The sequence below is a fragment of the Kineococcus esterisolvens genome (assembly GCF_050871405.1).
Classification (GTDB): domain Bacteria; phylum Actinomycetota; class Actinomycetes; order Actinomycetales; family Kineococcaceae; genus Kineococcus.
In genome coordinates, this window is sequence record NZ_JBJLRI010000039.1 from 1 (window position 1) to 15,557 (window position 15,557).

The window sequence follows — 15,557 nt, forward strand, 5'->3', positions numbered from 1 at the left end:
CGAGGGGGACGGAGGAACAACACCAAAGGAATCCCCAACACCCCTTCACACGAAGGAATGCCACGGGGTTGATTGATTTGGCATCAACACTTGGCACACTGTTGAGTTCTCAAGAACCGGACGCACCCCGCACCCGACCCCCCGAAGAAGGCCAGCTAAACAGAGGCAACTTTCCCACTGTAACCAGGAACCAGGCCAACCTGCAACCCAACCCCGATCAAGCTTGCCGCACCACCCACCCGCAGCAGACCCCCGCGACCTCCCGGCCCCGGCGGCCGCCCCGTCCGGGCGACGAGAAGAACAGTACGCCGCCCCAGCCCCAACCACCAAATCCACGGTGGGGCCGGGGCGGATCCCCTACTGCTGCAACGGCAGAGCAACCGCTGCCAAGGACTTGCGACCACGGCGCAGCACCGCGTGCCGCCCGTGCAGCAGCGGCGCCGGCGCCTGCGGGTCGCTGACCACGTCGGCCAGGGACGCCTCCGGGTCGCTGACCTTGACGTTGTTCACGTACGCACCCCCCTCGGCGATCGTGCGCCGCGCAGCGCTGCGCGAGGGCGCCAGGCCGGTCTCGGCCAGCAGCTGCGCCACCGGCACGTCCAGCGAGTCCGCGCTCGCGGTGGGCAGCTCGGCCAACGCACCGGCCAGGGTGGCCTCGTCGATGCCCGCCAGGGCGGCGTACCCACTGCCCGCGCTGGCGCCGAAGAGGGCCGCGGAGGCCTCCTGCACCGCACGTGCCACCTGATCACCGTGCACCAACGCAGTCACCTCGTGCGCCAGAGCGCGCTGCGCCGCACGCGCCTTGGGCGCCTCGCGCGCCTGGCGGCCCAGCTCGCTGATCTCCTCACGGCCACGGAAGGAGAACGCCTTCAAGTAGCCCTCGACCTGCGAGTCCTCGGCGTTGAGCCAGAACTGGTAGAACGCGTACGGACTGGTCAGCTCCGCATCCAGCCACACCGCACCGGACTCGGTCTTGCCGAACTTGGTGCCGTCGGCCTTGGTCAGCAACGGCGTGGCCAGCGCGTGCACCGTGACGCCGTCCACCCGGCGCACCAGCTCGCACCCGGCGGTGATGTTGCCCCACTGATCCGAACCACCCAGCTGCAGCGCACAGCCGTGCCTGCGCTGCAACTGCAAGTAGTCGTTCGACTGCAGCAGCACGTACGCGAACTCCGTGAAGGAGATGCCCGTGCTGGCCAGGCGCTTGGCCACCGCCTCACGATCCAGCATCCGGTTGACGCTGAAGTGCTTGCCCACATCGCGCAACAGCTCGATCGCGCTCATCGGCGCGGTCCAGTCCAGGTTGTTCACCATCGTCGCCGCCGCCGCACCGGTGAAGTCCAAGAACGGCGCGATCTGCGCCTGCAACCGGCCCACCCACCCGGCCACCGTGGCCGGATCGTTCATCGCCCGCTCCGCCGACGGGCGCGGATCGCCCACCAGACCGGTGGCCCCACCCACCAGCACCAGCGGCCTGTGCCCAGCCAGCTGCAGCCGCCTGGCCGTGAGCACCTGCACCAGGTGCCCCACGTGCAAGCTGGCCGCCGTCGGGTCGAAGCCCACGTAGTACGTCAGCGGACCCGTCTGCAGCGCTTCACGCAGCGCGGCCTCATCGGTGGAGTGCGCCACCAGACCCCGCCACTGCAGATCGTCCCAGACGTCGCTCACGACTCGTGTCCCCTCCACGTCCCGGCGGGCGCCGATCGCCCGCCCGCGGACAGCCTGCCCGATCAGGAGGGTCGCGGTCGACGCGGTACCGCGGCACGGTAGGCGGACACGGTCGGGTCGCCCGTCACCCACGCCCGCCAAGGGGTGGGTGCTCCCGCTCCGGCCACACCGACGCGCGGACCCCAGGAGACCGCGGCGTCGCGCACCGGCTCACCCGCCAACACCTGGAGGGGACCACCGGCGCAGACGTCGGCGCCCCCCTGGTCACGCCCGATCGCCAGCGCCTGCGTCAGGCGCGCGGGTCCCCGGGCCAGGTCGGCGTCACGCCGGGCCGCGAGGCGGCGCGCTCGTGCCAGCTCGCTGCCCTCGACCACTTCCCCTGCCCTCAGCAGCACCGCCGAGGCCACCCCGTCCGGACCGGTCACCAGGTTCACGCACCAGTGCATGCCGTAGGAGAAGTAGACGTACGCGTGGCCGGGCGGGCCGAACATCACCGCGGTGCGCGCTGTCCGGCCCCGGTAGGCGTGCGAGCCCGGATCAGCCTCCCCGGCGTACGCCTCGACCTCGGTGAGGCGGACCGCCACCGCCCCCTCGGGGGTGCGGTGGCGGACGACGCGGCCCAGCAGGTCACGGGCCACGTCCAGCACGTCGCGGGCGAAGAACCCCCGCGACAGCGCCACCGCACCGGTCACGGACGTGCCCACGCCCGGTGCCCGGCCAACGCCGCTCGGGCCTGCTCCAGCTGCTCCGCCACCCGCACCGGCGCGGTGCCGCCCACGGCGTCGCGCGAAGCGAGCGAACCCGCGACGCTGAGCACCCCCTTGACCTCCGGGGTCAGGTGCGGCGAGATGGTCGCCAGGTCCGTCTCGGTGAGGTCCCAGAGCTCGACGGGACGGTCCTCGACCTCGCTGAGCTCCTCGCAGCGGCGCACGCACGCCCCGGAGACGTGGTGCGCCTCGCGGAAGGGCACGCCCTGACGCACCAGCCACTCGGCGATGTCGGTGGCCAGGGCGAAGCCCTGCGGCGCCAGAGCGGCCATCCGGTCGGTGTGGAAGCGCAGCGTGCCCACCATGCCCGCGACGGCGGGCAGCAGGACCTCCAGGGTGTCGACGGCGTCGAACACCGGCTCCTTGTCCTCCTGGAGGTCGCGGTTGTACGCCAGCGGCAGGCCCTTGAGGGTGCTCAGCAACCCGGTCAGGTCACCGATCAGACGGCCCGCCTTGCCGCGCGCCAGCTCGGCGACGTCGGGGTTCTTCTTCTGCGGCATGATGCTCGAGCCCGTCGACCAGGCGTCGTCGAGCGTGACGAAGGAGAACTCCTTCGTGGCCCACACGATGACCTCCTCGGAGATCCGCGACAGGTCCACACCGATCATCGCCGCGACGAAGGCGAACTCCGCCGCGACGTCGCGAGCGGCAGTGCCGTCGATGGAGTTCTCCACGCTGCGGGAGAAGCCGAGCTCCTCGGCGACCGCCTGCGGGTCCAGGCCGAGGGACGAGCCGGCCAGCGCCCCGGAGCCGTACGGCGACACGGCAGCGCGCTCGTCCCAGTCGCGCAGCCGCTCCACGTCGCGCAGCAGCGGCCAGGCGTGAGCCAGCAGGTGGTGGGCGAGCAGCACGGGCTGGGCGTGCTGGAGGTGCGTGCGACCGGGCATCGCCGCCCCCGGGTGGGCAGCCGCCTGCTCGACGAGCGCCTCGACGACGTCCAGGACACCCGCGGCGACGACGCGCGCGTGCTCGCGCAGGAACATCCGCAGCAGCGTGGCGATCTGGTCGTTGCGCGAGCGCCCCGCCCGCAGGCGGCCACCGACGTCGGGGCCCACCCGCTCCACGAGAGCGCGCTCCAGCGCCGAGTGCACGTCCTCGTCCTCCTCGGCGGGCGTGAACGCCCCGGAGACCACGTCGGCCTCCAGCGCGTCGATCCCGGTGAGCAGCGCCTGCAGCGTCGCCTCGTCGAGGAGCCCGGCGCGCTGCAGCACCCGGGCGTGAGCGCGCGAGCCGGCCAGGTCGTGCCGGGCCAGGCGGAAGTCGAAGTGGGTGGACTTCGACAGGGCCGCCATCGCCTGCGCGGGGCCGCTGGCGAAGCGCGCGCCCCACAGGCCCCTCTCGGCCTGCTGGTGCAACCGCTGCTCGCTCACGGGGTCTCTCCTTCGGGGTGGTGGTCCGGGCGGACCGTGGCAGGGGGGTCCTCCCGGCGCGCGAGCGCCAGGAAGCGCGCGGCGACGGCGTCGCCGCCGAGCGGGTCGCGGGCGATGACGAGGACGGTGTCGTCACCGGCGATGGTGCCGAGGACGGCGGGCATGACGGAGTGGTCGACCGCGCTGGCGAGGAACTGGGCCGCGCCGGGTGGAGTGCGCAGCACCACCAGGTTCGCCGACGCCTCCGCGGTGACGAGCAGTTCCTCGCACCACCGGGCCAGGCGCGCATCGAGCACCTCCTGGCCCGTGCCGCTGCGCGGCGTGCGGTCGCCGCCCTCGGCGGGCAGCGCGTACACCAGGCCGCGGTCACCGTCGCGGACCTTCACCGCGCCGAGCTCCACGAGGTCGCGGGAGAGCGTGGCCTGGGTGACCGCCACGCCCTCGGCGGCCAGGTGGGCGGCGAGCTCCGTCTGCGACCGCACCGGGGAGCGAGACAGCACCGCGGCGATCCGGTCGTGCCGGAACGCCTTGGTGCCCGTGCCCGACATCGCGCTCACTCCGAGTTCGCGAGCAGCCAGACGAGCAGCGCCTTCTGGGCGTGCAGGCGGTTCTCGGCCTCGTCCCAGACCACCGACCGCGGCCCGTCGAGGACCTCCGCGGCGATCTCCTTGCCGCGGTAGGCGGGCAGGCAGTGCAGCACGACCGCCGACGGGTCCGCCAGGTCCATCAGCTCAGGGGTCACCGCGTACGGGGTGAAGCGCTGCAGCCGGTCGGCGGCGTCCAGGCCCTCCTGGCCCATGCTGATCCACGTGTCGGTGACCACCACGTCCGCGCCGGTGGCCGCCTCGCGGGGGTCCTGCGTGACGGTGACGGATCCGCCCGTGCCGGCCGCCACGGCCCGCGCGCGCTGCACGATCCCCGCGTCGGGCAGGTCGGTCGCGGGGGTCGCGATGCGCACGTGCAGGCCCGCGGTGGCGCCGCCCAGGGCGTAGGAGTGGGCCATGTTGTTGGCCCCGTCGCCGAGGTAGGCCATCGTCAGGCCGGCCAGGCCCCCCTTGTGCTCGGCGATCGTCTGCAGGTCGGCGAGGATCTGGCAGGGGTGGTAGTCGTCGCTGAGGGAGTTCACCACGGGGACCCGCGAGTGCGCCGCCATCTCCTCCAGGCGGGACTGCTCGAAGGTCCGCCACACGATCGCGGCGACCTGCCGCTCCAGGACGCGGGCCGTGTCGGCGACGGGTTCCCCCCGGCCCAGCTGCGAGCCGGCGGCGTCGATGACCAGCGGCGCGCCGCCCAGCTCCGCCACCCCCACGCTGAACGAGACACGCGTGCGGGTGGAGGGCTTGTCGAAGAGGAGGGCGACCGTGCGCGGCCCCTCCAGGGGACGTTCGGCGAACCGGTCCGCCTTGAGCCGGGCGGCCAGCGCCAGGACCTCCGCCTGCTCCGCGGGGTCGAGGTCGTCGTCGGCGAGGAAGTGGCGGGTGGTCACGAGTCCTCCGCGGGGTTCTGGGCGGCGTCGAGCACGGACGGCAGCGCGTCCAGGAAGGTGTCCGCCTGGGCGGTGGTGAGCACGAGCGGCGGTGCCAGCCGGATCGTGTCGGGCCGCACGGCGTTGACGATGAAGCCGCGTGCGAGGGCCGCGCTCACCACGGCGGCGGCCACGGGCTCGGTCAGGGCGATGCCGAGCAGGAGTCCCTCCCCGCGAACCCCCGCGACGAGCGGGTGGCCCAGCGAAGCCGTGCGCCCGCGCAGGTGCTCGCCGACGGCGCGCGCGGCGCGCAGCAGGCCGTCGCGCTGGATCGCGTGCAGGGTCGCCAGGCCCGCCGCGGCGGCCACGGGGTTCCCGCCGAACGTCGTGCCGTGCTGGCCGGCGCCGAGCAGCGCCGCGTTGTGGGTGCCCAGGGCGATGGCGGCGCCCACCGGGATGCCGCCACCGAGCCCCTTGGCGACCGTGATCACGTCGGGCAGGAAGCCCCCGTGGCGCGGCTGCTGGTGGGCGAACCACTCCCCCGTGCGCCCGATGCCGGTCTGCACCTCGTCGAGCACGAGCAGGGCCCCGTGGTCGGCGGTGATCCGCCGTGCCGCCGCGAGGTAGCCGTCCGGGGCGGGGGTGACCCCGCCCTCGCCCTGGACCGGTTCCAGGAACACCGCCGCCGTGGCACCGTCCACGGCCCTGCCCAGGGCGCCGACGTCGCCGTACGGGACGAACTCGACCCCGCCCGGCAGCGGTTCGAAGGGCGCCCGGTAGGCCTCCTTGCTGGTCAGCGCGAGCGCGCCCATCGTGCGGCCGTGGAAGGCGTCCACCGCGGCCACGACCTTCGGGCGGCCCGTGCGCCGGGCCATCTTGAAGGCGGCCTCGTTGGCCTCGGCACCGGAGTTGCAGAAGAACACCCGCGAGCCCTCCGGCGCGCGGGAGACCTCCAGCAGACGCTCCGCCAGCGCGATCTGCGGAGCCGTGGCGAAGAAGTTCGACACGTGGCCGAGCGTCGTCAGCTGCGAGGTCACCGCCGCGACCAGCAGCGGGTGCGCGTGGCCCAGCGCGTTCGTGGCGATGCCGCCCAGCAGGTCCAGGTAGCGGGTGCCGTCGGCGTCCCAGACGTAGCACCCCTCGCCGCGCACGAGGACGCGCTGAGGAGTGCCGTAGGTGCCCATGAGGGCCGAGGAGTAGCGCTGCAGCCACTGCTGCCCGCTGCCCTCGGTGACCGGCAGGGCCTCCGACGCCCGCGCGGTCTCCACCGTGCCGTCCACCGCTGCTCCTCCCGGGGGGTTCACGGCACGACCATCGTGCCGTTGCCGGAGGTCGTGAAGACCTCCAGCAGGACCGAGTGCGCCAGCCGGCCGTCGATGACCGTGGCGCGGGGCACACCGCCGCGCACCGCGCGCAGGCACGCTTCCATCTTGGGCACCATGCCGGACTCCAGGGACGGCAGCAGCTGCTCGAGCTCCTGCGCACCGATCTCGCTGACGAGGGACTCGCGGTCGGGCCAGTCGGCGTACAGGCCCGCGACGTCCGTCATGACGACGAACTTCTGCGCCCCCAGGGCGACGGCGATGGCGGACGCGGCGGTGTCGGCGTTGACGTTGAGCACCGACCCCGGCACCAGCTCGCCCTCGTCGTCGACCTCGGGGGCGATCGTGGAGATGACGGGGATCCGGCCGGCGGCCAGCAGGTCGTTCACCGCCGCGGGGTCCACGCCGACGACGTCGCCGACCAGACCGACGTCGACCAGCTCGCCGTCGACGAGGGCGGGGCGGCGACGCGCGCGCAGCAGCCCGGCATCCTCCCCGGACAGGCCGACCGCCAGCGGGCCGTGCGCGTTGAGCAACCCCACCAGTTCACGGCCGACCTGCCCCGTGAGGACCATCCGCACGACGTCCATCGCCTCGGGGGTGGTCACGCGCAGGCCGCCGCGGAACTCGCTGGCGATGTCCAGGCGCCTCAGCATCGCGGAGATCTGCGGGCCCCCCCCGTGCACGACGACCGGCCGCAGGCCCGCCGTGCGCAGGAACACCACGTCCTCGGCGAACGCTCGCTTCAGCCCGTCGTCCACCATGGCGTTGCCGCCGTACTTGAGCACGACGAGGGCGCCGTGCCACTTCTGCAGCCACGGCAGGGCCTCGACGAGCACGCCCGCCTTGTCCTCGGCCGTCAGGTCCGTCAGGTCGCTCATGTCGAGTAGGCGCTGTTCTCGTGGACGTAGGCGTGGGTGAGGTCGTTGGTCCACACCGTCGCCGCGTGCTCGCCGGCGTGCAGGTCGACGCGCACCCGCACCTCGCGGGGCGCGAGGTCCACCTGCGCGGGGTCGGCGCCGGGGGCGCCACCGACGCACACCGGGACGCCGTTGAGGCTGACGTCGAGGGCCTGCGGGTCGAACTCGGCGGAGGTGGTGCCGACCGCGGCCAGGACGCGTCCCCAGTTGGGGTCCTTCCCGAAGACCGCCGCCTTGAAGAGGTTGTTGCGGGCGACGGAGCGGGCCACCTCGAGGGCGTCGTCCTCGGTGGCGGCACCGACGACCTCGACCGCGATGTCGTGGTCGGCGCCCTCCGCGTCGCCCACGAGCATGCGGGCCAGGTCCGCGCACACGCGGTGCACGGCCGCGTCGAGGTCCGCGGAACCGGGCCGCGTGCCGGAGGCCCCGCTGGCCAGCAGGACCACGGTGTCGTTGGTGGACATGCACCCGTCGGAGTCGACGCGGTCGAACGTGGTGCGGGTGGCCGCGCGCAGGGCGCGGTCGAGGTCCGCGGGCTCGGCCACGGCGTCGGTGGTGAGGACGACGAGCATCGTCGCCAGGCCGGGGGCGAGCATGCCCGCGCCCTTGGCCATGCCGCCGACGGTGAAGCCCTCGCCCTGGGCGATCGCCTGCTTCGAGACCGTGTCCGTGGTCATGATGGCCGTGGCCGCGTCCGAACCGCCGGACGTGGACAGCGCCGCGTGGGCGGTGCGCACGCCGTCGAGCAGCTTCTCGCGGCTGAACAGGACCCCGATGAGGCCGGTGGAGCAGACGGCCACGTCGGCCGCGCCCGCGCCCGTGAGCTCGCCGACGAGCTCGGCGGTGGCGTGGGTCGTCTGGAAGCCCTCCGGACCGGTGAAGCAGTTGGCGCCGCCGGAGTTCAGCACGACCGCGCGCACGTGGCCGTCGGCGCTGGCGCGCTCGCTCCACAGGACCGGGTGCGCCTTGCACCGGTTGGAGGTGTAGACGGCGGCGGCGGCGTCCAGGGGGCCGTCGTTGACGACGAGGGCGACGTCGGGCCTGCCGCTGGCCTTCAGCCCGGCGGTGACGCCGGCGGCGCGGAACCCGGCGGGGGCGGTGACGCTCACGGCGCCACTCCCGCAGCGCTCAGCCCGGTGCCCTCGGGCAGCCCCAGGGCGACGTTCACGCTCTGCACGGCTCCTCCCGCGGTGCCCTTGGTCAGGTTGTCGATGGCGGCCACGACGACGACTCGGCCGGCGTGCTCGTCCACGGCCAGCTGCAGAGCCGCCGCGTTGGCGCCCAGCACCATCGCGGTGGTGGGCCAGCGGCCCTCGGGCAGCAGGTGGACGAACTCCTCGCCGGCGTACGCCCGTTCCCACGCGGCGCGCACCTCGCCGGCGACGGCGCCGGGTACCAGCTTCGCGGTGCACGTGGCGAGGATGCCGCGCGGCATGGGCGCCAGCGTCGGGGTGAAGGACACCGAGACCGGGCCGCCGGCGGCGAGCGCCAGGTTCTGCTCGATCTCGGGGGTGTGCCGGTGGCCGCCGCCGACGCCGTACGGGCTCATGGAGCCCATGACCTCGGCGGAGAGCAGGTGCGGCTTCAGGCTCTTGCCGGCCCCGGAGGTGCCGGAGGCGGCCACCACGACGACGTCCTCCCCGGCCAGCAGGCCCGCGGCGAACCCGGGGGCCAGGGCGAGACTCACGCTGGTGGGGTAGCAGCCGGGCACGGCGATGCGCCGGGCACCGGCCAGGCGCTCGCGCTGCCTGCCGCCGCCGGCCAGCGGCAGCTCGGGCAGGCCGTACGGCCAGCTGCCGGCGTGCTCGGAGCCGTAGAACCGCTGCCACTGCGCCGGGTCGGTGAGGCGGTGGTCGGCCCCGCAGTCCACGACGACGACGTCCTCGCCGAGCTCGGCGGCGACGGCCGCCGAGTGCCCGTGCGGCAGGGCGAGGAAGACCACGTCGTGGCCGGCGAGGACCTCGCTGGTCGTGGGCTGCAGCACCCGGCCGGCCAGGGGGAGCAGGTGCGGCTGCAGCTCCCCCAGCGCCGTGCCGGCGTTCGAGGCACCCGTGAGCGCTCCGATCTCCACGTGCGGGTGCTGCAGCAGCAGCCGCAGCAGCTCACCCCCGGCGTAACCGCTGGCCCCCGCGACGGCGACCTTCAGCCGCCTTGCTGCATCCATGCGCATGACCATACACGGTGACGCGTAAGCATGCACCCGGAGTTCAGCCCAGCGGGTCCTGCGGGCCGTAGGGCACCACGTCCAGGCTGCGGGCGCGGGGAGCCAGCCCGGCACGCGCCGCCGCGGCCAGCGAAGCGGGCGTGTCGGTGCCCGCCCGCACCAGCCGGCCCGCCCACGCGTCGAGCTCGCCACGCGCCACCGCCAGCACCAGCGCCACCACGTCGGCGGGGTCGGTCCAGTCCGTGCGCTCGGCGTGCACCGCCATCCCGCTGGACATGTCCGTGCGCACCACCCCCGGGGACACCTCGAACGCCAGGACGCCGTGCTCGCGCCCCGCCGCCGTCACCGCCCCGCCCAGGCGGAACAGCGCCGCCTTGCTGGCGCCGTAGGCGGCGTGGACCGGGGAGTCCTTGTGCGCCGCGCCCGAGCTGAGGTCCACCACCCGGCCCCCGCCGCGGGCCACCATGCCCGGCACCACCGCGCGCACCAGGTGGAAGGGGCCCAGCACGTTGGTCTCGAGCACCCGGCGCACCTCCTCCAGGTCCGCCTCCCACGGCGCGACCTCGTCGGCCTCGATGCGACCGGCGCAGTTGACCAGCACGGCGGTGCCACCCAGCTCGGCCTCCAACGCGTGGACCGCGGCCGCCACCGCGTGGGCGTCCGTGACGTCGACGGCGGTGGCCACCGCGCGCCCGCCCTCGACGGTCACCCGCTCCACGACCTCGTCCAGGGCGACCGCGTCGCGGGCCAACGCCCCGACCGACCAGCCGGCGCGGGCCAGGCCCAGCACCAGCTCGCGGCCGATGCCCCGGCTCGCGCCGGTGACCAGAGCCACGCCCGGGGCCGGTGGAGCGCCCCCTGCCGCCCCGACGAGCTCAGCCACGCTGCACCGCCCCGGTCCGGCGGGCCGCCTCGGCGACCGCCGACTCGCGCGCGGCGCTCGCCTCCTCCGCCGTCAGCGTGCGGTCCGGCGCCCGGAAGCGCAGCGCGTACGCCAGGGACCTGCGCCCGTCGCCGACCTGGGGGCCGGTGTAGACGTCGAACAGGTGGACGTCCTCCAGCAGGTCCCCGGCCCCCTCGCGCAGCGCGGCCTCGACGGAGGCAGCCGGGACGGACGCGTCGAGGACCAGGGCGACGTCCTGGGTGGCGGCGGGGTACCCCGACAGGTGCCCCACCTGCGGGCTCGCCCCCACCTGCCCCAGCAGCACGTCCAGGTCCAGCTCGAAGGCGGCCGAGCGCGCGGGCAGCTCCAGCGCCTCCAGCGCCGCCGGGTGCAGCTCGCCGGCGTACCCGACGAGGTGCCCCGCCGGAGTGCCGACGCGGGCGCACCGGCCCGGGTGCCAGGGGGCGTGCTCGGCGGCCTCGACGACGATGTGCACGCCCACCGCGGCGGCGACCGTGCGGACCGCGTCGACCGCGTCCGCCCACAGCACCGGCTCACCGCCACCGGCGAACCCGTCCGCGGTGGCGCCCGGGCCCCGCCGGGTCCCGGTGAGGATCCCGGCCACGTGCAGCGGCTGCGGCGGCACCGCGGCGTGCAGGGCGGCCAGCTCCTCCTCCGCGGGGCGGGCGTCCACACCCGGCAGCGGGGCCGCCCCGGCACCGGGCAGCGGGAGGGTCACGGCGCCGAACTCCACCAGCGCCAGGTCGCGCAGGCCGCGGGAGACGTTGCGGCGCACCACCTCCACGAGGGAGTCCAGCACGCTGGTGCGCATCAGCGGCTGCTGCTCCGACAGCGGGTTCGCCAGCCGCAGCGCGGCCCGGCGCGGGTCGTCGGCGGCCAGGCCCTGCGCGTCGTGCACCGCCGCGGCCACGAACGGGTAGGAGAGGACCTCGACGAACCCGTCGTCGACCAGCGCCCGCGCGGCCGATCGGCGCGCGCGCTGCGCCGCCGTCAGGCCCCGGCCCGCGGGGGCCGCCGGCAGGACCGAGGGGATGGTGTCGTAGCCGCGCAGCCGCGCGACCTCCTCCACCAGGTCCACCGGCTGCACCAGGTCCGGTCGCCACGTCGGCGGCACGACGCTCAGCTCCGGACCGTCGGCCGTCACCGCGCAGCCGATCTGCTCCAGCGCACCGACCACCTCGTCCGCCGCGAACGGCGCACCCACGGTGCGCTCGACGAACGCCACCGGCATGCGCAGCGGCTGCACCGCGGCCGGCTCACCGACGTCGGTGGCCGCGGGGTCGGCCGTCCCGCCGCCGTGCTCCACCAGCATCCGCACCGCCAGCTCGGCCACCCGTGCCGCGATGGCCGGGTCGACGCCGCGCTCGAACCGCTTGCCGCTCTCGGTGTGCAGCTTGTGCCGGCGCGCCGTGCGCGCCACCGAGACCTGCGCGAAGTGCGCGGCCTCGACGAGCACGTCCGTGGTGGAGGCCGAGACCTCCGTCCCGGCACCGCCCATGACGCCGGCCAGGGACAGCACGCGCGAGGTGGACGGGTCGCCGGGCACCTCGTCGGTGATGAGCAGGTCCTCGGCGTCCAGCGAACGCTCGACGTCGTCCAGGGTGGTCAGCCGCTCCCCCGCGCGCGCCCGGCGCACCACGAGCTCGCCCTGCAGCGTCGCCAGGTCGTAGGCGTGCAGCGGCTGCCCCGTGGCGAGCATGAGGTAGTTCGTGACGTCGACGGGCAGGGAGATCGGGCGCATGCCGGCCTGGCGCAGCCGGTCGGCCACGAACCGCGGGGTCGGCGCCGCCGGGTCGAGGCCGCGCACCACGCGCGCCACGAAGCGGTCGCAGCCCACCGCTGCGCGCACCGGCGCGTCGTCGGCCAGCCGCACCGGGTAGCCGGGGCCGCTCGCGGTGGGCACCTGCACGTCGACCGGGTCGCGGAAGACCTGCGCGACCGGGCGGCGGGTGCCGTGCGCGTACTCGCGGGCGATGCCGCGCACGCTGAAGCAGTACCCGCGGTCGGGGGTGACGTTGACCTCGACGGTCTCCTCGGCCAGCCCCAGCAGCGCCAGCGCGTCCTGCCCCGGGGCGACCTCCACGCCGGGCAGGTACCGCTCCAGCACGATGATCCCGGAGTGGTCGGCGCCCAGGCCGAGCTCCTTCGCCGAGCAGATCATCCCGTCGGAGACGTGCCCGTACGTCTTGCGGGCGGCGATGGCGAAACCACCCGGCAGTTCCGCACCCGGCAGCGCCACCACGACGCTGTCGCCGGCCGCGAAGTTGTGCGCGCCGCAGACGATGCCGCGGTGCCCCTCGGGGCCGTTCAGCTCCGCACCGACGTCGACGTGGCACCAGTTGATCGTCTTGCCGTTCTTCTGCGGCTCGGGCGTCACGTCGAGCACGCGGCCGACCACGAGCGGGCCCGTGACGTCGGAGGTGTGCACGCCCTCCTCCTCCAGGCCCACCCGGACCAGGGCGGCGGCGACGTCCGCACCGCGAGCACCGGGTTCGAGGTCGACGTGCTCCGCCAGCCAGCTCAGGGGCACGCGCATCAGAGCTCACCCTCCCCCTGCGCCGCGGCGGCCGGGACCCGGCCGCCGAGGACGTCGGCCACCCCCGACGCCGAGAGGTCCTCCACGCCGAACACCCGGCTGAACCGCACGTCGCCCTCCACCATGTCGCGCATGTCCGTCACCCCGTTGCGGAACATGAGGGTCCGCTCGATCCCCATGCCGAAGGCGAAACCGCGGTAGCGCTCCGGGTCGACGCCGCACGCGCGCAGCACGTTCGGGTTGACCATCCCGCAGCCGCCCCACTCGATCCAGCCGCGCTCGGCGTCGCGCCCCAGCGAGAAGCGCAGGTCCAGCTCCGCGCTGGGCTCGGTGAACGGGAAGAACGCCGGGCGCCAGCGGGTCTCGACGGCGTCGCCGAACATCGCCCGGGCGAAGTGGTCCAGGGTGCCCTTCAGGTGGGCCATCGTCAGGCCCTCGTCGATGGCGATGCCCTCCAGCTGGTGGAAGACCGGCGTGTGGGTGGCGTCCAGCTCGTCGGTGCGGAACACCTTGCCGGGGCAGACCACGTACAGCGGCACCCCGCGCGTCAGCAGCGAACGGGCCTGCACCGGGGAGGTGTGGGTGCGCAGCACCAGACCGGAGCCCGCGCCGCCGCGCTCGTCGGCGACGTAGAAGGTGTCCTGCATCTGCCGGGCCGGGTGGTCGGCGTCGAAGTTGAGGGCGTCGAAGTTGAACCACTCCGCCTCGACCTCGGGGCCCTCCGCGACCTCCCAGCCCATCGCCGTGAACACGTCCGAGACGCGCTCCATGAGCAGCGGCAGGGGGTGGCGCGCGCCCCGCTGGGGGCGGCGCGCCGGCAACGTGACGTCCACGACCTCGGCGCGCAGCACGCGTTCCTCCTCCCGCGCGCGCAGGACCTCGGTGCGCGCCGCGATCGCCTGGTTCAGGCGCCCGCGCGCCGCACCGACGCGCTTGCCGGCGGCGGCCTTCTCCGGCCCGGGCAGCGAGCCGATGGCCCGGTTCGCCATCGCCAGCGGGCTGCGGTCCCCGGCGTGGGCCAGGCGAGCCGCCTTCAGCTCCTCCAGGTCGCCGGCCGCGGCCACCGCCGCGAGCGCCTCCTCGAGGGCGGTTCGCACGGCCGCCTCCTCGAGCGGGCCGTCGGCCGCCGCGGCGGCGGGTTCAGCAGGCATCGGGTGCGACGTCTCCTCACGGTCGGCGGCCGGGGTCCCGGCCACGGGCATCGGTGGCGATCCTCCCAGACGGCCCCGGGGCGCTGGTCGGTGCCGCGCGCGCCGCCGGCGTCAGCCGGGCGGCACGGGCGGCTCGCCGGCAGGCAGCCGCACCCGGAAGCGCGCCCCGCCGGCGGGCGACGCCGAGACCTCCACGTCCCCGCCGTGCGCCTCCACCAGGCCACGGGTCACGTACAGGCCCAGCCCCGTTCCGCCGCGGCTGCCGCCGTGCCAGAACTTCGAGAAGACGTAGGGCCGGTTCTCCGGCGGCACGCCCTCACCCGCGTCGTCGACCGTCAGCACCACCTCGCCCGGCTCGGCCGGGTCGAGCGCGGGGTCGTGGGTCACCGCGACGACGACGGTCCCCGCGCCGTGGCGCACGGCGTTCTCGACCAGGTTGGTGACGACCTGCGCCAGCCGGTCCGGGTCGGCCCACAGCTCCGGCAGGTCGGCGGCCAGGTCCAGCTCGAACCGGTCGTCCTCGTAGCCCGCCACCCGCAGCCGCTCCACGTGCTCGCGCACCAGCGCCGGCAGGTCGACCGGGCGACGGTGCACGTGCAGCCGGCCGGTGTCGACCCGGGAGACGTCCAGCAGGTCGCCGACCAGGCGCGTGACGCGGTCGGCGTCCGCCTGCACCGTGGACAGCATCAGCCTCTTCTGCTCGTCGGTGAAGCGGTCCCACCGGCGCAGCAGGCTCGCCGTGAACTGCTTCACCGACGTCAGCGGGGAGCGCAGCTCGTGCGCGACGGTCGCGATGAGGCTGGCCGCGTCGGACTCGGCGCGGCGGCGCTGACCGGTCCCGCGCAGGGCCACGACCGCCCGTTGCACCGCACCGCTCTCCGACCGCGCGTAGCGGGCGGTGACGAGGAGCTCGCGACCGCCCGGCAGCAGCAGCATGCGCTCGGAGTGCCCGTCGGAGGTGTCGAACGCCGGATCGGCCACGTCCCACCACCGACGGCCCGAGGTGTCCTGCAGGGGCAGCGCGCGACGCACGTCGGAACCCAGCAGGTCCTGGCGCGCGCGGCCCAGCAGTGCCACGGCCGCGGCGTTGACGGCCGTGATGCGCCGGTCGGCGTCGACCAGCACGACACCGTCGGGCAGGTCGTCCAGTGCGACCAGCGCAGCGCCGTCCGCACCGACCGGGCCCTCGCGCGGGCGCAGCGAGGAGCGAGCCGCGGCAGCGGCCCCGGTCGTCCCCCTCGCCTCGGGCACGGGCCGAGGCTAGGGCATGGGGCCGCGACCGCCGCTGCC

General features: G+C 75.0%; 13 protein-coding genes. All 13 read right to left on the reverse strand.

The annotated features are described in order from the left end of the window. Nucleotides 1–357: 357 nt before the first annotated feature. Nucleotides 358–1,668: a tyrosine--tRNA ligase gene (gene tyrS, locus ACRYR8_RS12970; RefSeq protein WP_432483266.1), complete on the reverse strand. Its 1,311-nt coding sequence runs from the start codon at nucleotides 1,666–1,668 to the stop codon at nucleotides 358–360. A 62-nt stretch (nucleotides 1,669–1,730) separates the two neighbouring features. Beyond that, nucleotides 1,731–2,372: a DNA-3-methyladenine glycosylase gene (locus ACRYR8_RS12975; protein ID WP_432483268.1), complete on the reverse strand. Its 642-nt coding sequence runs from the start codon at nucleotides 2,370–2,372 to the stop codon at nucleotides 1,731–1,733. After that, nucleotides 2,357–3,790 (reverse strand): argininosuccinate lyase, encoded by a 1,434-nt coding sequence (argH, locus tag ACRYR8_RS12980; protein ID WP_432483352.1) that lies wholly within the window; start codon nucleotides 3,788–3,790, stop codon nucleotides 2,357–2,359. Before argH ends, ACRYR8_RS12975 begins: the two co-directional genes overlap by 16 nt. Before the next feature lie 11 nt (nucleotides 3,791–3,801). Continuing rightward, nucleotides 3,802–4,353: an arginine repressor gene (locus tag ACRYR8_RS12985; protein WP_432483354.1), complete on the reverse strand. Its 552-nt coding sequence runs from the start codon at nucleotides 4,351–4,353 to the stop codon at nucleotides 3,802–3,804. A 5-nt stretch (nucleotides 4,354–4,358) separates the two neighbouring features. Continuing rightward, nucleotides 4,359–5,291 carry an ornithine carbamoyltransferase gene (gene argF, locus ACRYR8_RS12990; RefSeq protein WP_432483270.1) on the reverse strand — a complete coding sequence of 311 codons (933 nt, stop codon included), beginning with the start codon at nucleotides 5,289–5,291 and terminating at the stop codon, nucleotides 4,359–4,361. Next, entirely contained in the window at nucleotides 5,288–6,550 is a 1,263-nt protein-coding gene (locus ACRYR8_RS12995) for an acetylornithine transaminase (protein ID WP_432483272.1), read from the reverse strand. The genes argF and ACRYR8_RS12995 overlap by 4 nt, the downstream gene beginning before the upstream one ends. A 20-nt stretch (nucleotides 6,551–6,570) precedes the next feature. After that, entirely contained in the window at nucleotides 6,571–7,473 is a 903-nt protein-coding gene (argB, locus tag ACRYR8_RS13000) for an acetylglutamate kinase (protein WP_432483274.1), read from the reverse strand. Continuing rightward, on the reverse strand, nucleotides 7,470–8,621 hold the full coding sequence (gene argJ / locus ACRYR8_RS13005) for a bifunctional glutamate N-acetyltransferase/amino-acid acetyltransferase ArgJ (protein ID WP_432483276.1): 1,152 nt from the start codon (nucleotides 8,619–8,621) through the stop codon (nucleotides 7,470–7,472). Before argJ ends, argB begins: the two co-directional genes overlap by 4 nt. After that, nucleotides 8,618–9,676: an N-acetyl-gamma-glutamyl-phosphate reductase gene (gene argC, locus ACRYR8_RS13010; RefSeq protein WP_432483278.1), complete on the reverse strand. Its 1,059-nt coding sequence runs from the start codon at nucleotides 9,674–9,676 to the stop codon at nucleotides 8,618–8,620. Before argC ends, argJ begins: the two co-directional genes overlap by 4 nt. Before the next feature lie 43 nt (nucleotides 9,677–9,719). Next, a complete protein-coding gene (locus ACRYR8_RS13015) occupies nucleotides 9,720–10,511 on the reverse strand; it encodes an SDR family NAD(P)-dependent oxidoreductase (RefSeq protein WP_432483280.1) in 792 nt (263 codons plus the stop codon). Nucleotides 10,512–10,551: 40 nt separating this feature from the next. Next, nucleotides 10,552–13,116, reverse strand: coding sequence for a phenylalanine--tRNA ligase subunit beta (gene pheT, locus ACRYR8_RS13020; RefSeq protein WP_432483282.1), 2,565 nt, complete (start codon nucleotides 13,114–13,116; stop codon nucleotides 10,552–10,554). Further along, on the reverse strand, nucleotides 13,116–14,267 hold the full coding sequence (gene pheS, locus ACRYR8_RS13025) for a phenylalanine--tRNA ligase subunit alpha (RefSeq protein WP_432483356.1): 1,152 nt from the start codon (nucleotides 14,265–14,267) through the stop codon (nucleotides 13,116–13,118). The genes pheT and pheS overlap by 1 nt, the downstream gene beginning before the upstream one ends. A gap of 111 nt (nucleotides 14,268–14,378) precedes the next feature. Then, nucleotides 14,379–15,518: a sensor histidine kinase gene (locus ACRYR8_RS13030; RefSeq protein WP_432483284.1), complete on the reverse strand. Its 1,140-nt coding sequence runs from the start codon at nucleotides 15,516–15,518 to the stop codon at nucleotides 14,379–14,381. Between the last annotated feature and the right edge of the window lie 39 nt (nucleotides 15,519–15,557).